Raw genomic sequence first — 17,994 nt, 5'->3', positions numbered from 1 at the left:
AATTAATATTAACGAATAAGTATACAAACCTATGAGTATTTTACTTTCCCTACAGGCAGTAGGGGCACAGACAGCAGAGCAGATGCCGGATCTGACGGCAGTAACAGTCCCCACTGAAGCAGAGATCAACGTGATAGACCTCGCTTTTAAAGGAGGGTGGATTATGGTTGTACTATTGCTGTTATCGCTAATGGCAGGTTATATCTTCATCCAGCGTTTACTGGTTATCCGTCGCGCAGGTAAAGAAGACCAGAATTTCATGAACCGTATCAAAGACTATATCCATGAAGGGAAAGTCGACTCGGCGCTCAACCTGTGCCGAAGTACCAACACTCCTTCTGCCCGCATGATTGAAAAAGGGATCACCCGCCTGGGCCGTCCGATGAACGATGTACTCGTTGCTATCGAAAATGTAGGAAACCTAGAAATTGCCAAGCTGGAAAAAGGCTTCCCGCTGATCGCTACGACAGCCGCCGGCGCCCCGATGCTCGGCTTCCTCGGAACGGTAACAGGTATGGTACGCGCCTTCTTCGATATGGCCAATGCCGGAACAAACGTAGACGTATCCCTCCTTTCGGGTGGTATCTACGAAGCCCTTGTAACAACTGTCGGTGGTCTGGTAGTCGGTATCATCACTTTGTTTGCTTACAACTATCTGGTATCGCAGGTAGATAACGTGGTGAACAAGATGGAAGCCCGTACGATGGAATTTATGGATTTATTGAACGAACCGGCTAATTAAGAAGCGAATGGCACTAAAACGAAGAACAAAAGTAAACGAAGCCTTCAGCATGGCATCCATGACCGACGTCATATTCCTGCTGTTGATCTTCTTTATGGTCACCTCTACGGTAGTCATTCCGAATGCCATCAAGGTAACATTGCCGCAAGCCAAGAAGCAAACGGCAGCCAAACCGCTTACACGGGTTACCATCGATGCCAACCTGAACTACTACGTAGCCTTCGGTAACCAGCGGGAAACGCAGGTCACATTCGACGAGATCACCCCGTTCCTGCAAGACAGTTATGCAAAAGAGCCCGAAATGTTCGTCGCCCTTTATGCTGACGAGACAGTTCCTTATAAAGAAATCGTAAAGATCCTGAACATAGCGAACGAAAACAAATTCAAGATGGTGCTTGCCACCCGTGCGCAGAAATAACAGATATGAAATTCAACAAAGATGACATATACAGTATAGCCGGTTCAGTCGCTTTCCACCTGGCGATCTTTCTGATCCTGTTGTTCACGGTATTACGGACGGAGATTCCGGACGAAGACGGGGGTGTCCTCGTCAACTTCGGGAATGTCAATTCCGCCGCCGGTACCTTCGAACCGAAATATACAGGACAGGAACTGCCACAGGAAACGACCACGCCTCCCCCTCCACCCACTCCGCCGGTAGAAACGCCGAAGGAGGAAGTCATTACGCAGGATATCGAAGAAAGTGTTGCTCTGGCTGAAGCCAAAAAGAAAGAAGAGCAAAAGAAGAAAGAGGAAGAGCGTAAACGGAAAGAGGAAGAGGATCGTCGCAAACGCGAAGAGGCTGAAAAGAAACGTCTGGAAGAAGAGCGTCGCAAAAAGGAACAGGCCATCAGCAACCGCGTTGCCGGAGCATTCGGTATCGGTGGCGCTGAAGGCAACAGCCAGGGCGATGCAGAAACCGGAACAGGTAACCAGGGAAGCCCGTTCGGTAACTCCGACCACGGAACCAACGAAGGCGTAGGCGGCTACGGTTCATTCAACCTGAACGGCCGCTCCATCGGAGCCGGAGGTTTGCCCCGCCCTGCCTACACGATCCAGGAAGAAGGACGTATTGTTATTAACATTACGGTCGATCCGAAAGGAAATGTAATATTTACAGAAATAGGAAGAGGTACCAACATCGACAACGCTTCCATGCGTAAAAGTGCATTGGATGCCGCCAAGCGTGCGAAGTTCAACAGCATCAACGGGGCGAACAACCAGAGTGGTACGATTACCTATGTGTATAAACTAAAATAATAAACTATTAATGATGATGCATGAAAGCAATAGCTCATAATGCATCATCATTTTTATTATTAAACAACAAATGATTAAGCACTTACTAAATATAGAATATAACACATCAGAAGAGACTGTTAAACAAAGGTTCGATCTCATAGCAAAACAGCTGTTTAATCAATACGAAATAATAAAAGGAGAAAAAACATACGACTTTCTTGAAATTGAATTCTACTTCTACAGCAATAATCATCCAGATACCACAACATATAAACGTAATATGGCCGCCGGACAATGGCATACGCACCTAAGTGGTGTAGACATTACCTTCAAAAGCAATGATGATTATTATGGAGGTATCCTGATTAGAAGTATTATTGATCACGAAGGGAAAGTCATAAACGGCCCTTTATGTGCTCTTATTGAACTCTTTGATAATATCGATATAGAAGGAGGCTGTATAAATATCCCTCTGATAAGAAAAAAGACAAATAGTAATACAGTCCATATCGAAAGTACGACACGCTTCGGTATTAATTCGGGAATATATAAAGACTCTAAGTACCGCTATTATAATACATCGAAAGATATTAAATGGAAGTCCGGTTATACCGCAAATCCTACTCGTAAATAAACACACCTAGTAAATCGAACTACTATGCTCAACAAATTCATCACACTAAGTATTTGTATTATAATCTTGAATTCATGTTCCTTTTTTTCTACAAATACAAAAGATAAGTTAGAAGGAAAGTATGTATTGATTGAAGGTAAATCTGTTTATGACTCTTTCAGCTTCAAAGGCAAATCTACAGTTGTTATAGAATCATTTGGAATGGAGTTTGTAACAAGTTATGTAAAAGACGAGAACTATCTTCGAATAGAGGCTGAGCCAAGCCATCTTTTACTTAAAGTACAATCTAAAGATACTATTATCGGTGAAGGATTTGCATCCGGAATCTATATTAAAGAGTCTTTATGGAAAGAAAATCAAGCATCTCAAACCTTCGATATAAAACAAGACACAATAGCATCTATTCCAAATACCGAGCAAACGGATAAACAGCCTAAAGAGAAAACTCTTTCACAAAAGATTGAAGATAATATCGCCTTGACCAAAAAGAAAGAAGAACAACAAAAGAGAAAAGAAGAGGCTGAAAAAAAACGTTTGGAAGAAGAACGACATAAGAAAGAACAAGCTATTAGTAACCATGTTGCTGGAGCATTTGGTATTAAAAAGACAGAAAGTAACAATCAGAACAGTCCGTTCGGCAACTCCGACCATGGAGCCAACGAAGGCGTAGGTGGCTACGGTTCATTCAACCTAAACGGTCGTTCTATCGGAGCCGGTGGCCTGCCCCGCCCCGCCAACACGATCCAGGAAGAAGGACGTATTGTTATTAACATTACGGTCGATCCGAAAGGGAATGTAATATTTACAGAAATAGGAAGAAGTACTAACATCGACAACGCTTCCATGCGTAAAAGTGCGTTGGATGCCGCCAAGCGTGCGAAGTTCAACAGCATCAACGGGGCTAACAACCAGAGTGGTACGATCACTTATGTATATAAACTAAAATAAAGAAAAAGTCAGGTCTTAACATTTCAAAACACCTGACCTTCAAAAACGGGTGCCTATTCGTTTGTCATCCGATGCCTACTCGTTTGCTGTCCAATGCCTACTCGTTTCTTTATGGAGGGTATCTTAGGATAAGTCAAGGTGGTAGCACTACTGTGTCAGCCATTTGGGATAGTAGTGTCGGCAAGCTGGCACTACTGACCCGGTTTCTTCCCTATATAGTGCCAGCTTGCGGCCTAGAGGGTATCACTCGCTATCTTATATTATAAAGCTGCGCAGGATATAGGGTATGAACCGTAAGCCTTTCAGATAAAAAATGCAAGTCTTTTCCTCAAGTACAGCCTACCTGTTTCCAATGACTGCAGCACCCAATAGTAGTGGCTGCCGCAGCGGTTTAAAATAGCTGCCGCACCCAAATAGGATAACTGTCGCACTCACTTCCGGCAAGAACTGAGCCAACAATATTTACTAAGTATATTTAGAGAAATAACTATCATACTATCACTGATTTATTGGATATTATTATAATCAAAGCTTGTAGCGGTGACAGTTGCCGATTTCAACTATCACTCATCTATCACCCTACTATCACTGTCTTGTCCTGAAACCGGATACATGCCGGTCTTTTTATATGCGGTATATTACTAATTGCCAGACATATAGTGATAAATATCGCTTAATACCTAGGCCTTGATGCTCTCAAAACTCGGTTGCGAGCATCGTCGAGACACAGGTGTAAAACAGGTTAATATGGTGGTTTTGAGAACAAGAAGTAAGTACTTTAATGAAAAAAGCCTATACATTCAGTGTCATTATATAGGGGGATATGAATATGCAGATGGCAAATCCCTCCTTTTATCGCTGTTTTTGGGGAGTAAAAACGCTGTCTATGAGTCAAAATATAGTTAAAATGTTGCCGTTAGTGATGGTTGAGTGATAGATGAGTGATAGTTAAATCTGCAACTATCACCGCCGCAAACCTTGAATATAACGTTAAGAGTAGACTTAGTGATAGTATGATAGTTAATTTGCGAAACAATATAATGTACAGGAGCATATAGAATGTGAACCAAAGTAACAGACCTTGTAGGGGCGATTCGCGAACCGCCCTTTGCGATGGTTAGAACCCTTGCAGGGTTTAGAAAGAAATGAATCAAACAATAAAATCAAAACAATTAAGCGAATATCGCCATCCTTTTGTTTTATACAATCTTATTTTTTACTATTCGGGAAAATAGAACTATATTTGCGATATGCGAAATGGTACGCAAAAGGAAGTAGCAGTATTAAGCACATACAGACATTACAACAATAAATACTAAAATAAAGGAAGTAATATGAAGAAAGCAATTGTATTCTTAGCCAACGGCTTCGAAGAGATGGAAGCCCTGGGTACAATCGATATCCTGCGCCGTGGAGGTATTGAAGTGACAACTGTTTCCATCACAGCCGATCCTGTTGTAACGGGAGCACATAACGTGCCGGTTACAGCCGATACAACTTTGGAAAAAGCGACTCTGGCTGGTGCCGATGCACTGATCCTTCCCGGAGGTATGCCCGGTGCTGCCAATCTGAATAGTTCAGAACCGGTAAAAGAAGCATTACTGCAACAATATCGCGACGGTAAGATCGTAGCTGCCATCTGCGCTGCTCCGATGGTACTAGGTGGACTGGGATTGCTGAAAGGCCGTAACGCCACTTGTTATCCCGGTTTCGAACCGAAGCTGATCGGCGCGAATGTAACAGGCGAAGCAGTAGAAGTATCCGACAATGTAATAACCGGTAAAGGGCCGGGGTTGGTAATAAACTTCGGTCTTGCTTTGGTGGCTGCCATCAAGAGTCCGGCTGTAGCAGAAGAAGTTGCCGCAGGCTTGTTGGTTTAATCATCTGAAATAATATTTAAGAGCCGTGATATTACCTGATAATATCACGGCTTTTTTGTATGTTTGCAGCCGTTTCAGCAAAAAGAAAAAGAGATGAACAACATAAAAGGATTTGCCTACGGTATTTTAACTTCTGCGACATTCGGTTTGATTCCGTTATTTACCCTGCCGCTAATGGCAAAAGGGATGCAGTTCGATTCGATCCTTTTCTACCGTTTTCTTTTTGCAGCCATTGCCCTTACGGGCATCATGACTTACAAGAAGGAGTCTTTTCGCGTAGAAAAAAGGGAGATACCTGTATTAATCCTGCTGGGATTCTTTTATACGGCTTCTGCCATGTTCCTTTTCTGGGGATATAACTTTATGTCCGCAGGGATCGCCACTACGTTACATTTCACCTATCCGATATTCGTTACGCTTATCATGTTATTGTTCTTTCGTGAAAAGACCTCATGGGTCACACTGCTGGCAATCGGACTGGCGATCTGCGGGGTTGCCAGGTTATCGATCAATGAAGGAGAAATGAAGCTGAGCGCACTCGGGGTATTTATCGTACTCTTGTCGGCCGTCGGATATGCACTTTATATCACTACCGTCAATAAGTCGAGGGTACATACGATGACAGGCAGAAAACTGACCTTCTATGTATTTATAATCAGCACCTTCCTGTTCGCGATCAAAGCCGGTTCCAACGAAGGGATACAACCTATCCCCGACGTCCTATCGCTAGTCAACCTGATACTCCTGGCCATTGTCCCGACAGTCATTTCAAATATCACGCTGGTACTAGCCGTTCACAATATCGGCGGCACACTGACTGCCGTGTTAGGAGCTATGGAGCCGGTTACCGCCGTTTTCGTAGGAGTTTTAGTGTTCGGCGAACCGTTCACATTCAATCTGGCCATCGGCATCCTGCTTATCATTATCGCCGTCACCATGATCATCCTCTCCAAAAGTATACAAAAAACCCTGCGGGGACTCCGCAGGGCTTTGTTTCATTATTCTGTTAGAAATTGATACTTATTTCAACACAATTGGCATTTATGCCTAACCGGATATTCCAGTTATCCCCCCGTCGTTAACGAGATTAACAGCACCGACAACAGCAAGGTAAAGAAAAAGACATTGCGGGCGGTATGCGCCAGGGTTTTATTCAGTTCATGTCCTTCAAAATGATAAAGTTCGCGCCAGGTAGCATAGAAGAGGGCAAAAAAGGCGGCGAACAGAAAGAGTATCCACCAGGAAGCACCCAGCAAAAGCGGCATAGCCAGCAATAAGGCCACTACCCCGTTCAGCAGGTAAAACACCCGACCGAAACCACGGCCGAAAAGAACGATAGTCGTTCGTTTACGGGCGGCCTTGTCCTGCACATAGTCGCGGTAGTTGTTTACAACCAGTATATTGGTAGATAGCAGCCCGACCGAAACGGACAGCAGGAATGACAGTAAAGAAAACGAAAGCGCCTGCACATAATAGGTGAAGCATACCGGAATAATCCCATAGAACAGCACTACACAGACATCACCCAGCCCATTATAGGCCAGCGGAAAAGGCCCGGCGGAATAAGCCAGTACGCATAAGGCAATGGCGATACCGACCGGTATCAGTTCCCAACCTGCATAAAAGAGCAGCATACAGCCACAAAAACAGGATAATGCGAGGGTAAGAAAAGTGGCTTTCAGCATAGCTTTCGGGGTTATCCATCCCTGGGCTACGGCGCGTTCGGGCCCCAAACGGTCTTCTTTATCGGCTCCCTTCTTAAAATCAAAGTAATCGTTGGCAAAGTTACTGGCAATTTGCGCCAACAAAGCAACACCAAAACACAAAATAGCCGGTACTAACCGGAAAACGTTGTCGCACCAGGCTAAAACACAGGCTAAAAGTACCGGGCTCAACGATGCCGGCAGGGTCTTCGGCCGTGCAGCCTCTACCCATGATTTCAAATGGCTCTTCTTCTCTTCCATCTTTACTTGTTCACATTTTGACGGACAAATGTATAAACAAAAAACACAATGATTTGTTTTTTTAATAGGAATTCGTATATCTTTGCAGCATGAAAAATTTTCTATTCATATTAACTCTGCTGTTCGGCATTTTGCTTTTTTCTCCCCAAGAGGAGATAGAGAGCAACGATACTGTCGTGTCGAATAAAGAGGCTGTCATGAAGGAAAAAGGTTCTGCCGATATGCAATACTTCCTGACCGTATTAAGTACGGATCTGAAGGGTAGTAATGGACTGACTGCACGCAGGACTATTCAATCGACGAATAATGCATTTAATTTGCGCACGCTGAAAATGGCGGAAAAGATTCTTCAGGATATTCGCCTGAAGGAAATGAATGCGCTTCGCAAGATTTCATTGGATGTATCAGAATGTCAAACCATAAACCTATCTACTCTTCTTTGCCGCATGGCACAACATGTGTTTGTCCTGCGGAAACTTATTATTTGATTTTAATAGGATAATTATGCCTTTTTGGGAACGCTTTGCGTTCTTTGGGGATTGCCGATACTGCCTGTCGTTTGGGAGGGCTATTGGTATGATCCGTTATTAATTATTTAATCATATTAAAATCAGAATATTATGTCAACTAAGAAATCAAATAAAACCCGTATTTATCTTTCAGTGATTATTACTATTGTAGGCTGTGTGTTAGCTTGTAGTTCGATTATACCTAACGATTATCTGAAGTTACTCATCGTGATGGGGGCTTTAGGGTATGGATTATATGGCATCATGAAGGGGCTGAGCGGTTCCGGTTCTGCCGAAGGAGCTGCTATCGATGAAAAAGAATAACACCGGATTTGAACAAAAGTAATAATTAAAAAGTTTAATAAAATGAAGATAAATAAAGATTTGGTAGACGCAGTCATGATGTTGTCGTTTATCATTCTGGTACTGATCGGTACCACAGATTTTGAGAATATTGTTGTTAAGGATGTAACAATGGGAGTTCTCGGACTGATTACAGTTGTTATGGTAGTGCTTCGTGGCATACAGATGCGTCAGGAAGCAAAAGAGCCAAAAGAAGAATACGAATATTAAAATCACTAATACGAATATTCCTAACAACCCTAACTGAATGTCTGATCTGCTTCCTGCTGTTACTCCGGAGGGATTCCTGGGGTTATCCGAGGTGCGTTTTTCTGCCTAAAATAACTTGCTGTTTACTTGGTTACGGCAATCTGACGATTACCGGACAACAGGAAGCCAGACATTGTAAAAAAAGAATAATAAAATTATTACCATGATAACAAGTGTAACATTATTAGTTCTTTCTCTGTTTGCCCTTTACATCGGGGCAGGCTGGTTAGTTAAGGGAAGTACGGAGATCGCCCTGAAAGCTAATGTATCGCATCTGGTGATAGGTCTTACTATCGTCGCATTCGGAACCAGTGCTCCGGAACTGGTGGTCAGTATCAACGCTTCATTGACCGGACAGGGGGATATTGCCATCGGTAATATCGTGGGGTCAAACATATTTAATATCGCCGTCATACTGGGTATCTCTGCCGTTATCCACCCGCTACAGGCCAAACGCCAACTGACCCGGATAGATATTCCTCTCTTGATCCTGGCAACCATTGTACTTACCGTCCTTTTCTGGAACGGCACTTTAAACCGCCTGGAAGGGTCTATATTCCTTATCGGCATTATTCTTTATACGACTTTCAGCCTTTATTACTCGCGCAAGCATGAGGAAAAGGTGGAAAAAAGCATCGGGGAACTGGAAAAACAGCCGGAGCCGTGGTACAAAGATATTTTATATCTGTGCGGCGGACTGGCTATACTGATCTTCGCCTCTCATCTGTTGGTCAACAACGCGGTTTCGATCGCACAGGAGCTGGGGGTAAGCGAAGCGGTTATCGGCCTTACCATCGTTGCCGCAGGAACAAGCCTTCCAGAACTGGCCACCTCCCTTGTGGCTGCCCTGAAGAAAAACCCGGATATTGCGATCGGTAATATTGTTGGGTCGAACCTGTTCAATATCCTGGCGATAGCGGGAACCAGTTCAGTCATTCATCCGATCGTAGCCAAGAACGTCAATTATATCGATCTGCTGGTGATGCTGGGACTTACCTTGCTTTTGCTACCGGTAGTCAAAAGCGGACAGAAGATATCGCGCGCCGAGGGTTGGGTGCTGATTGTTATCTACTTGTGTTATCTGGCCTGGTTACTTCGGGATCTGATATAACACAATACCTGGCAGGGCCTTTCAGAAAGTCCTGCTTTTTTTTATATCTTTGCGGCTTTCCAAATAATAAACCATATTAAACAATCAGGATGAAAAAATTCTTTACGCTGGCTATTCTTCTGTTGGCCACTATTGTATGCGGGAAAGCGCAAAATGTTCAGTTGCACTATGATTTCGGGGGAGCTCTTTACGACAAAGACCTGGACGGCCGGCCGGCTCTGACCTCTACCGTCGAAATGTTCAGGGCAGACAAGTGGGGAAGCACTTACTTCTTTATAGATATGGATTATAAGAAAGAGGGTGTCGCTTCGGCCTACTGGGAGATTGCCCGCGAACTTAAATTCTGGCAACCTCCTTTCTCCGTACATGTAGAATATAACGGGGGATTGATGAAGGGGGGCTCCTATAATAATGCTTATCTCGGGGGTCTTACCTATACATATAATAATAAGGATTTCTCCAAAGGGTTCACTTTCACTCCCATGTATAAATATATCCAGAAGCACCGCAGTCCGAACAATTTCCAGCTGACGGGTACCTGGTATATCCATTTTGCCAAAAACGGGTTATGCACATTCAGCGGTTTTGCCGACTGGTGGCGGGAAAAGAACGATCACGGGAACTTCATTTTTCTTTCCGAGCCACAGATCTGGGTGAACTTAAACAAGCTGAAAGGTGTTGATGATAAGTTCAAGCTCAGTGTCGGCAGCGAGGTAGAATTAAGCCATAACTTCGGTGGACGTAACGGTTTCTATACCATTCCGACGCTGGCTATCAAATGGACATTCGATTAAATACAGATATATGATACAAAAACTATTGGGGTTTGACAAACAGACCATGACCCTCCGGACAGAAGTGATCGCCGGGATTACAACATTCCTGACGATGAGTTATATTCTGGCAGTGAATCCTTCTGTCCTGGGAACTACCGGCATGGATAAAGGAGCTGTTTTTACGGCTACGGCACTGGCTTCCGCCATCGCCACTCTCCTACTGGCTTTCATGGCTAAACTTCCGTTTGCCCAGGCTCCAAGTATGGCGCTGAATGCTTTCTTCGCTTTTACACTGGTACAGGGGATGGGATATTCATGGCAAACGGCAATGACGGCGATGTTTGTGGAGGGGGTTATCTTTATCCTGATCACATTCCTGAATATCCGGGAGATCATACTGAACAGCATACCGATGAATCTGCGGTATGCCATTTCTTCGGGGATCGGAATGTTCATTGCTTTCATCGGGTTGAAGAATGCGGGGATCATTGCCCCGAATCCGGAGACGTTCGTTATGTTCGGGGAGTTTTCCCCGGCTTCCGTCCTGGCTATGATCGGTATCCTGCTGAGCGGCGTATTGATCGTGAAAAAGGTGAAAGGGGCTCTATTCTATAGTATCCTGATATGTACTTTGATCGGAATCCCTCTGGGGGTAACGGAGATACCGGACGGATTTTTCCCGGTTTCCATGCCGCACTCGATGGAGCCGACTTTCTGTAAGTTCGACTTTACCGGTTTCTTTACGTTAGACATGGCGGTAATCATATTTACCTTATTGTTCATGAATATATTCGATACGGTAGGGACATTGGTCGGGTTGGCATCTAAAACGGGCATCATGGGTAAGGACGGGCAAATCCCGCACGTCAAAGAAGCGATGATGTCTGACGCTATCGGGACAACTGTCGGTGCTATGATGGGTAGCTCTACGATCACAACTTATGTTGAAAGTGCTTCCGGTATTGCGGAAGGGGGACGTTCGGGATTCACTTCCCTGGTTACAGGGGGCTTATTTATCCTGGCTTTGTTCTTTGCTCCTTTATTCCTGCTTATCCCGAGTGCCGCCACTACGGGTGCCCTGGTTCTTGTCGGCGTCTTTATGATGGATTCTATCTCAAAGATCGATATGGATGATATATCCGAGGCTTTACCTGCCTTCATTACGATCATTATGATGGTGCTCACCTACTCCATCGCGGATGGTATGGTATTGGGATTACTTTGTTACGTGCTCGTCAAGCTGTTCTGCGGAAAACATAAGGAAGTCAGCATAACGATGTATGTGCTGGCAGGGTTGTTTATATTGAAGTTTATTTTTGCATAGTCGAAATCTCATAAATAAGAAAAGCGCCCTATGCTAAACAGAGCGCTTTTCTTATTATTTCAAAGGTATATCTTCAAACAACTTGTCCGGACTCTGCCGGCAGTCAAAAACAGTCAATATATAAATGACAGTTCCTCTTTGCTTGTAGATAATCTTATAATTTCCTTCAATCGTTTCCTGGCATTACGTGTCCATTTGATCTGATTGACAGGTTTTACCATTTCTTTATCTCTTCCAGAAGTGCTTCGTGAGTTATGCAACGGTTATGAGCGATATCATCTTCGGCCTCCCTGATCTCATTAACCAATCCTTTCTGATCCAGGGCTAAAGGATAGCTCATAGCTTTATCCTTTTTGTACATTCTCTTAACCCAATGTTCAGCTTTGGATATAGCTTCTTCATTGTTGAGTAATTCTGCAAGCTGTTGCAGAATACTTTCACGACGCGCATTTAATTCATAGGTAGTCATATAATTCTTTTTTAAAGGTTTGGTACAAAGATAGAAAATCCTCCGATACAACAGAACGGTATCGGAGGATTATTATATATTAATGTATAGCTTACCAGATAACCACCCGGTCGGCAGGCATCATATACATCGGATCGCCTTCTTTAATATCGAAAGCGGAGTAGAATGTATCGATGTTGCGAAGGGCGGCATTGACACGCCATTTACCCAATGAATGCGGGTCGATCTTGGTCAGACGCAGGATCTCTTCGGGACGGATATTCTGTCCCCAGAGAGTGGCGTATCCCAGGTAGAAACGTTGCTCGTTGGTGAAACCGTCGATCGGAGCCGGCGTTTTGCCATTCAGTGAGTTCAGATAAGCCAGGTGAGATACCAGCAGACCACCCTGATCGGCAATGTTTTCCCCCAAGGTATAACGTCCGTTGGCATGAACACTGTCTACCACAATGATATCGTCATACTGCTGAACCAGACGGTCGGCACGTTCTGTGAAACGGGCGGCATCTTCAGCAGTCCACCAGTCGGTCAGGTTACCATCTTTATCGTAGTTACGTCCCTGGTCGTCGAAACCGTGAGTCATTTCATGGCCGATCACGACACCGATAGCTCCATAGTTCACCGCATCATCCGCATCCGGATTGAAGAAAGGAGGTTGCAGGATAGCAGCAGGGAAACATATCTCGTTGGTTGTCGGGTTATAATAGGCATTCACCGTCTGCGGAGTCATTCCCCAGCGGGATCTGTCAACCGGTTTGCCGGCCTGTGCCAGCATATAATCCATTTCAAAGATATTCGAACGGCATACGTTTGCCCAGTAAGAATCGTCTTTTATCTCCAACGCAGTGTAATCGCGCCATTTGTCGGGATAACCGATCTTCACGATAAAGGCAGACAGCTTTTCCTGTGCTTTTGCTTTTGTTTCATCGCTCATCCATTCAAGGCCGGCGATACGTTCGGATAAAGCTTTCTGCAGGTTACCTACCAGCGTCAGCATCTTTTCCTTCGAAGAAGCCGGGAAATACTTAGCCACATACATCTGACCGACAGCCTCTCCCAAAGCACCGTTTACGGTAGACAGGGAGCGTTTCCAGCGCGGCTGTTGTTCCTGTTTTCCGGACATTGTCTTTCCGTAGAAATCAAATTCGGCAGCAACAAATTCATCGCTCAGGTAAGGAGCAGCGGCATTAAGCAGGTTGAATGCCAGATAATATTTTTGTTCGTCGATAGAAACGTTTTTCAGGAATTCATCCAATGCCCCGTAAAACGGAAGTTGTTTGGCATCCAGGTATTCTATTTCCATCAATCCCATACTCTCAAAATAGACATCCCAGTCGATCGGATTGTTTTTGGCTTTGAATTCTTCCAGTTTGATCTTATTGTAATTCTTCTGGCTGTCGCGCAGGTCTTCACGGCTGTAAGAGATTTCGGCAATACCTGTTTCGATCTTCATTACGGCATTCACCGCCGCTTCAGCCTGTTCGGGAGATGCTCCGGTCAGGGTAAACAGCCGGTTAATGAATTGCTTATAGGCATCACGCATTTTTACCGTTCCTTCATCGTCGAGCAGATAGTAATCGCGATCGCCCATACCGATACCGGCCTGGTATAGCTGTACGATATTCATCGAGCTGTTTTTTTCGTCGGCATCTACGAAGAGAGCAAAGAACGGAGCCATTCCCTCTTTATGCAAAACGGCAACCATCTTGGCAACATCCGCTTTCGTACCTAGTCGCTGTATCGCTTCAAGCTGTTCTTTTATAGGAGCCATACCCTCTTTGTTCAGCTTTACGCTGTCCAATCCCATTTCATACAGGGAGCCGATCTTTTGGGCCACGCTTCCGGCTTCCTGTGGAGTGCTTCCCAGTTCATCGATAAGCGAACGAAGTTGTTCCTGATTGTTGTCACGCAACTGGTCGAATGTGCCAAAACGTGAGTACTCCGGTTTCAGAGGATTTTTTTCTATCCAGCCACCACAGGCATACTGATAGAAATCAGTTCCGGGCGCTACAGTCGTGTCCAGGTTTGCCAGATTGATGGCGTCTACTTTTGCAGTTTCCTTCACAGGTGATTTACTGCAACCCGACATTGCAACCATACCGGCAGCAACCAGGGGAATTACCATTAACTTTCTCATTTTTGTTCAACGTTTACTTGAATTATGCCGCAAAGGTATACAAAATCAGCAAAGTAGAACCATTTTTACCCTAATATGACTGATTATTACACCATCCTCTGCCGGTAAATTATGTACTTTTACGGTCATAAAACAGTTATAAACTTAATTTTTATCATGAATCACTCTATGAAGACCGTAACAATCCTGATGGCCGTGTTGATTTGCGTGCTGACAGGTTGTAAGAACCCGTCCGGAAACGGAGGCACCTTTGAGATAGGTGACAAGACTTTTCTGCTGAACGGCAAGCCTTTCGTTATAAAAGCTGCCGAAATACATTACACACGTATCCCTGTCGAATACTGGGAACACCGTATCCAAATGTGTAAAGCCCTTGGCATGAACACCATTTGTATCTATGCTTTCTGGAATATCCATGAGCAGAAACCGGGCGAATTCGATTTCACCGGACAGAACGACATCGCCGCTTTCTGCCGTCTGGCACAAAAAGAGGGAATGTACATCATGCTGCGCCCCGGCCCATACGTTTGTTCCGAATGGGAAATGGGCGGTCTCCCCTGGTGGTTGCTGAAGAAAGACGATATCCAGCTCCGCACGAACGACCCGTATTTTATGGAACGTACCCGTATTTATATGAATGAGATCGGGAAACAGCTGGCCGACATGCAGATCACCCGCGGCGGCAACATCATCATGGTGCAGGTGGAAAACGAATACGGTTCGTATGCTACGGACAAAGAATATATTGCCAAAAACCGGGACATCCTGCGGGAAGCCGGATTTACGGATGTTACTCTCTTCCAGTGCGACTGGAGTTCGAACTTCCTCAACAATGCGCTCGACGACCTGGTATGGACGGTGAATTTCGGTACCGGAGCCAATATAGACGAGCAATTCAAAAAGCTGAAAGAGGTACGCCCCAACACCCCGCTGATGTGCAGCGAATTCTGGAGCGGATGGTTCGACCATTGGGGACGCAAGCATGAGACACGCGATGCGGAAACCATGATCTCCGGATTGAAGGATATGCTCGACCGCAACATCTCTTTCTCCCTCTATATGACGCACGGGGGTACGACCTTCGGCCATTGGGGCGGTGCAAACAGCCCGGCTTATTCCGCCATGTGCAGCTCATACGATTATGACGCGCCCATCAGCGAAGCCGGCTGGACAACTCCCAAATATCACAAACTGCGTGAATTTATGACGAATTATATGGCTCCGGGCGAAGTGATGGCCGACATACCGGAAGCTTTCCCGGTGATTGAAATCCCTGAATTCGAACTAAAGGAAACAGCTCTCCTGTTCGACAACCTGCCCGAACCGAAAACCAGCCGCGACATCCAGCCGATGGAAAAATTCGACCAGGGTTGGGGTAGCATCCTCTACCGCACTACGTTACCGGCAGTAAAAGCCGGTACAACCCTGCTAATCGACGAAGTGCACGACTGGGCACAGGTGTTCGTCGACGGAAAGTTGATAGGCCGTCTGGATCGCCGCCGCGGAGAAAACACGATCAAACTGCCCGCCACTGCCGCCGGCGCCCGATTGGATATCCTGATCGAAGCGATGGGACGCGTCAACTTCGACAAAGCCATCCACGACCGGAAAGGGATCACCAATAAAGTGGCGCTTATCACCGAATCGTCTACCGACGAATTGAAAGACTGGCAGGTATATAATCTTCCGGTAGATTATGCTTTTGCGAAAGACAAAAAATTCGCAGCCGGTAAAAAGGCGGAAGGCCCTGCGTATTATCGTGCGACATTCAACCTGGAGACTCCCGGAGACGTATTCCTCGATATGCAGACCTGGGGCAAAGGTATGGTTTGGGTGAATGGCAAAGCAATGGGGCGTTTCTGGGAAATCGGCCCGCAGCAGACTTTATTCATGCCCGGCTGCTGGCTAAAGAAAGGGGAAAATGAAATTATCGTTCTCGACCTGAAAGGCCCCGAAAAGGCGACTATCAAAGGACTTAACCAGCCGATCCTGGATATGCTCCGTGCCGAAGCTCCCCTTACCAACCGTAAAGAGGGACAAAATCTGGATCTGAAGAACGAAAAGCCTGTCGGACAAGGTTCATTGAAAGCGGGTAACGGCTGGCAGGAAGTCCGGTTCGATGCGCCTGTCGAAGCTCGCCATTTCTGTCTGGAAGCGTTGAACGCACAGGACGGTGGAAACAATGCAGCTATCGCAGAATTTTATCTACTCGATGAAAACGGTAACCCGCTCGGACGCCAACACTGGCAGATCGGATATGCGGACAGCGAACAGACCTACGGAGGAAACTTTACAGCCGATAAGATCTTCGATTTGCAGGAGTCAACCTATTGGAGTACGGCCAGAGGGGCTAAATACCCTCATCAGGTGGTGATCGATTTGCGTGAAACGGTTACAGTTTCCGGCTTCCGTTATCTCCCCCGTGCCGAAGAAGGCTATCCGGGAATGATCAAGGATTATAAAGCGTATGCGAAGATGACACCGTTCAAGTATTGATTGGTTCGGAAATTGCCAGAATATACCGTGGGATGTGCATCCCACGGTTATTCACATAGAACCCTGATCAGGGTTCTCAACGACGCTATATCAAAATAGCTCACTTAGTATTTTCTATATTTTATCCTTGCTTCTCCTTCAACAACTGTTCCAGCAAAGCGGATTTTTCTTTTTCGAGGGCAAGCATACGCTCGTAAAGCTCGCTGGTTTGTTTATTTAATTCTACGATTTTATCCAGAGGATGAATAATGTTCTCTATCTTTTCGGTATTCCCTACAATATTTCCATTATTAGAACTTCCACTTTCAAATGTATTCTCAATCACTACCGACAGCGGATTCTCCTGTAATTCCTGAATAATCTTCGGAGATACATTTAATATATTAGCTATTTTCAGCAGCGTATCGTTTTCGATCACCCGGCGGCTTTCCAAGCGGGAGACTCCCGATTGGTCTATTCCCAACTTTTCGGCTAGCGTTTCCTGTTTGATACCCAGTATCTGACGTAATCTCTGAACATTTGCGCCCTGGTTTACATTTCCGGTTATTCTCTGTTCTGCTTCTTTTTCCATACCTTATTTATTTTATTGGAGACAAATATAAGGACAAAACAATTAAGTACCTGTCCGTGATATAGGGAAATAACAAAATCAAATCTGTTTTTCTTCGGATGAAGCTGCATAAAATATGCAAGGCGCCACATATTTTATGCAGGAAAATATTTCACCGGAAAAAAATAATTACCGTCTTTTGTAAAACCAAAGCAATAGCATGATTTTATTGCCTAGAGGTACATCTCCTAACAACAGAAAAGGGGAGAAGGAGATCGACAAGCCTAATAACTATATTTACTTTGCTGTAGGTAAAAGCACGTAAATAGTCAGAAACTGCCCCGTCCGAGAGGATAAGGCAGTTTATTTTTGAAATTCGGGGCGAGAAGTTAGGTCGGAGAGTTTAAAAAGACTATATTTGGCTCGTCAGAACTTTCTGATTGCTCTGTTTGAGCGATTGGATTTTTTCAGAATCTTCTGAAGATGCTTTTTCGATAAAAAGACAAATTCAGAACTCTCTGAAATAAATTATTCAACAGAAAAATAAAATCAGAAGGTTCTGAATCTATTTTTTTGAAGGAAAAACGCTTTCAGAGCTTTCTG

18 protein-coding genes are annotated in these 17,994 nt (G+C 44.9%); 14 read left to right on the top strand and 4 right to left on the bottom strand.

Annotated elements, in window-relative coordinates:
• Positions 1–31: 31 nt before the first annotated feature.
• The 7 genes from HMPREF1536_RS26105 (at position 32) to HMPREF1536_RS26075 (ending at position 6,463) form a co-directional block, all read left to right on the top strand.
• The gene (locus HMPREF1536_RS26105; RefSeq protein ID WP_007658773.1) at positions 32–742 is read left to right on the top strand and encodes a MotA/TolQ/ExbB proton channel family protein; all 711 of its coding nucleotides are present in this window, start codon (positions 32–34) and stop codon (positions 740–742) included.
• Between the two features lie 7 nt (positions 743–749).
• Positions 750–1,160, top strand: a complete 411-nt coding sequence (locus HMPREF1536_RS26100) for an ExbD/TolR family protein (protein WP_007658774.1) — start codon at positions 750–752, stop codon at positions 1,158–1,160.
• 5 nt (positions 1,161–1,165) lie between these two features.
• The gene (locus HMPREF1536_RS26095; RefSeq protein ID WP_028727499.1) at positions 1,166–2,002 is read left to right on the top strand and encodes an energy transducer TonB family protein; all 837 of its coding nucleotides are present in this window, start codon (positions 1,166–1,168) and stop codon (positions 2,000–2,002) included.
• A gap of 70 nt (positions 2,003–2,072) precedes the next feature.
• On the top strand, positions 2,073–2,618 hold the full coding sequence (locus tag HMPREF1536_RS26090; protein WP_028727498.1) for a hypothetical protein: 546 nt from the start codon (positions 2,073–2,075) through the stop codon (positions 2,616–2,618).
• A 201-nt stretch (positions 2,619–2,819) separates the two neighbouring features.
• Positions 2,820–3,566: an energy transducer TonB family protein gene (locus tag HMPREF1536_RS26085; RefSeq protein ID WP_225608114.1), complete on the top strand. Its 747-nt coding sequence runs from the start codon at positions 2,820–2,822 to the stop codon at positions 3,564–3,566.
• Positions 3,567–4,900: 1,334 nt separating this feature from the next.
• Entirely contained in the window at positions 4,901–5,446 is a 546-nt protein-coding gene (locus HMPREF1536_RS26080) for a DJ-1 family glyoxalase III (protein ID WP_028727497.1), read from the top strand.
• A 93-nt stretch (positions 5,447–5,539) separates the two neighbouring features.
• A complete protein-coding gene (locus HMPREF1536_RS26075) occupies positions 5,540–6,463 on the top strand; it encodes a DMT family transporter (RefSeq protein WP_028727496.1) in 924 nt (307 codons plus the stop codon).
• 47 nt (positions 6,464–6,510) lie between these two features.
• On the opposite strand, the gene HMPREF1536_RS26070 is transcribed toward HMPREF1536_RS26075, so the two are convergent.
• A complete protein-coding gene (locus HMPREF1536_RS26070) occupies positions 6,511–7,410 on the bottom strand; it encodes a 1,4-dihydroxy-2-naphthoate polyprenyltransferase (protein ID WP_028727495.1) in 900 nt (299 codons plus the stop codon).
• 89 nt (positions 7,411–7,499) lie between these two features.
• Here HMPREF1536_RS26070 and HMPREF1536_RS26065 point away from each other — a divergent pair, with 89 nt between their 5' ends.
• The 6 genes from HMPREF1536_RS26065 to HMPREF1536_RS26040 all read left to right on the top strand — a co-directional run bounded on the left by HMPREF1536_RS26065 (position 7,500) and on the right by HMPREF1536_RS26040 (position 11,742).
• Positions 7,500–7,898 carry a hypothetical protein gene (locus tag HMPREF1536_RS26065; protein WP_028727494.1) on the top strand — a complete coding sequence of 133 codons (399 nt, stop codon included), beginning with the start codon at positions 7,500–7,502 and terminating at the stop codon, positions 7,896–7,898.
• A gap of 132 nt (positions 7,899–8,030) precedes the next feature.
• Positions 8,031–8,243 (top strand): hypothetical protein, encoded by a 213-nt coding sequence (locus HMPREF1536_RS26060; protein WP_028727493.1) that lies wholly within the window; start codon positions 8,031–8,033, stop codon positions 8,241–8,243.
• Between the two features lie 42 nt (positions 8,244–8,285).
• Positions 8,286–8,492 (top strand): hypothetical protein, encoded by a 207-nt coding sequence (locus HMPREF1536_RS26055; protein ID WP_028727492.1) that lies wholly within the window; start codon positions 8,286–8,288, stop codon positions 8,490–8,492.
• 202 nt (positions 8,493–8,694) lie between these two features.
• Positions 8,695–9,642, top strand: a complete 948-nt coding sequence (locus tag HMPREF1536_RS26050; RefSeq protein ID WP_028727491.1) for a calcium/sodium antiporter — start codon at positions 8,695–8,697, stop codon at positions 9,640–9,642.
• A gap of 89 nt (positions 9,643–9,731) precedes the next feature.
• Positions 9,732–10,436, top strand: coding sequence for a nucleoside-specific channel-forming Tsx family protein (locus HMPREF1536_RS26045; RefSeq protein ID WP_028727490.1), 705 nt, complete (start codon positions 9,732–9,734; stop codon positions 10,434–10,436).
• 10 nt (positions 10,437–10,446) lie between these two features.
• Complete coding sequence (locus tag HMPREF1536_RS26040; RefSeq protein ID WP_028727489.1) at positions 10,447–11,742, top strand: NCS2 family permease; 1,296 nt, start codon at positions 10,447–10,449, stop codon at positions 11,740–11,742.
• Positions 11,743–11,956: 214 nt separating this feature from the next.
• Here HMPREF1536_RS26040 and HMPREF1536_RS26035 read toward each other — a convergent pair whose 3' ends face one another.
• Both HMPREF1536_RS26035 and HMPREF1536_RS26030 read right to left on the bottom strand, forming a co-directional pair.
• Positions 11,957–12,211, bottom strand: coding sequence for a hypothetical protein (locus tag HMPREF1536_RS26035; protein WP_028727488.1), 255 nt, complete (start codon positions 12,209–12,211; stop codon positions 11,957–11,959).
• Positions 12,212–12,302: 91 nt separating this feature from the next.
• Complete coding sequence (locus HMPREF1536_RS26030; protein ID WP_028727487.1) at positions 12,303–14,345, bottom strand: M13 family metallopeptidase; 2,043 nt, start codon at positions 14,343–14,345, stop codon at positions 12,303–12,305.
• 156 nt (positions 14,346–14,501) lie between these two features.
• Between HMPREF1536_RS26030 and HMPREF1536_RS26025 the strand changes: the two genes are divergently transcribed.
• Positions 14,502–16,841 carry a beta-galactosidase gene (locus HMPREF1536_RS26025; protein WP_028727486.1) on the top strand — a complete coding sequence of 780 codons (2,340 nt, stop codon included), beginning with the start codon at positions 14,502–14,504 and terminating at the stop codon, positions 16,839–16,841.
• A gap of 121 nt (positions 16,842–16,962) precedes the next feature.
• On the opposite strand, the gene HMPREF1536_RS26020 is transcribed toward HMPREF1536_RS26025, so the two are convergent.
• On the bottom strand, positions 16,963–17,412 hold the full coding sequence (locus HMPREF1536_RS26020; RefSeq protein ID WP_044191996.1) for a helix-turn-helix domain-containing protein: 450 nt from the start codon (positions 17,410–17,412) through the stop codon (positions 16,963–16,965).
• Positions 17,413–17,994: the final 582 nt, after the last annotated feature.

This window comes from Parabacteroides gordonii MS-1 = DSM 23371, from assembly GCF_000969825.1.
Taxonomy (GTDB): domain Bacteria; phylum Bacteroidota; class Bacteroidia; order Bacteroidales; family Tannerellaceae; genus Parabacteroides; species Parabacteroides gordonii.
Note: the sequence above shows the minus strand (reverse complement) of the source record. Positions and strands in the feature narration are given on the sequence as shown.

What these genes read in the sequence shown, in the direction of transcription:
- HMPREF1536_RS26100 (WP_007658774.1), top strand. Translation starts at nt 750, where the DNA reads ATGGCACTAAAACGAAGAACAAAAGTAAACGAAGCCTTCAGCATGGCA.
- HMPREF1536_RS26020 (WP_044191996.1), bottom strand. Translation starts at nt 17,412, where the DNA reads ATGGAAAAAGAAGCAGAACAGAGAATAACCGGAAATGTAAACCAGGGC.
- HMPREF1536_RS26095 (WP_028727499.1), top strand. Translation starts at nt 1,166, where the DNA reads ATGAAATTCAACAAAGATGACATATACAGTATAGCCGGTTCAGTCGCT.
- HMPREF1536_RS26090 (WP_028727498.1), top strand. Translation starts at nt 2,073, where the DNA reads ATGATTAAGCACTTACTAAATATAGAATATAACACATCAGAAGAGACT.
- HMPREF1536_RS26035 (WP_028727488.1), bottom strand. Translation starts at nt 12,211, where the DNA reads ATGACTACCTATGAATTAAATGCGCGTCGTGAAAGTATTCTGCAACAG.
- HMPREF1536_RS26080 (WP_028727497.1), top strand. Translation starts at nt 4,901, where the DNA reads ATGAAGAAAGCAATTGTATTCTTAGCCAACGGCTTCGAAGAGATGGAA.
- HMPREF1536_RS26065 (WP_028727494.1), top strand. Translation starts at nt 7,500, where the DNA reads ATGAAAAATTTTCTATTCATATTAACTCTGCTGTTCGGCATTTTGCTT.
- HMPREF1536_RS26070 (WP_028727495.1), bottom strand. Translation starts at nt 7,410, where the DNA reads ATGGAAGAGAAGAAGAGCCATTTGAAATCATGGGTAGAGGCTGCACGG.
- HMPREF1536_RS26025 (WP_028727486.1), top strand. Translation starts at nt 14,502, where the DNA reads ATGAATCACTCTATGAAGACCGTAACAATCCTGATGGCCGTGTTGATT.
- HMPREF1536_RS26030 (WP_028727487.1), bottom strand. Translation starts at nt 14,345, where the DNA reads ATGAGAAAGTTAATGGTAATTCCCCTGGTTGCTGCCGGTATGGTTGCA.
- HMPREF1536_RS26055 (WP_028727492.1), top strand. Translation starts at nt 8,286, where the DNA reads ATGAAGATAAATAAAGATTTGGTAGACGCAGTCATGATGTTGTCGTTT.
- HMPREF1536_RS26050 (WP_028727491.1), top strand. Translation starts at nt 8,695, where the DNA reads ATGATAACAAGTGTAACATTATTAGTTCTTTCTCTGTTTGCCCTTTAC.
- HMPREF1536_RS26075 (WP_028727496.1), top strand. Translation starts at nt 5,540, where the DNA reads ATGAACAACATAAAAGGATTTGCCTACGGTATTTTAACTTCTGCGACA.
- HMPREF1536_RS26085 (WP_225608114.1), top strand. Translation starts at nt 2,820, where the DNA reads ATGGAGTTTGTAACAAGTTATGTAAAAGACGAGAACTATCTTCGAATA.
- HMPREF1536_RS26060 (WP_028727493.1), top strand. Translation starts at nt 8,031, where the DNA reads ATGTCAACTAAGAAATCAAATAAAACCCGTATTTATCTTTCAGTGATT.
- HMPREF1536_RS26040 (WP_028727489.1), top strand. Translation starts at nt 10,447, where the DNA reads ATGATACAAAAACTATTGGGGTTTGACAAACAGACCATGACCCTCCGG.
- HMPREF1536_RS26105 (WP_007658773.1), top strand. Translation starts at nt 32, where the DNA reads ATGAGTATTTTACTTTCCCTACAGGCAGTAGGGGCACAGACAGCAGAG.
- HMPREF1536_RS26045 (WP_028727490.1), top strand. Translation starts at nt 9,732, where the DNA reads ATGAAAAAATTCTTTACGCTGGCTATTCTTCTGTTGGCCACTATTGTA.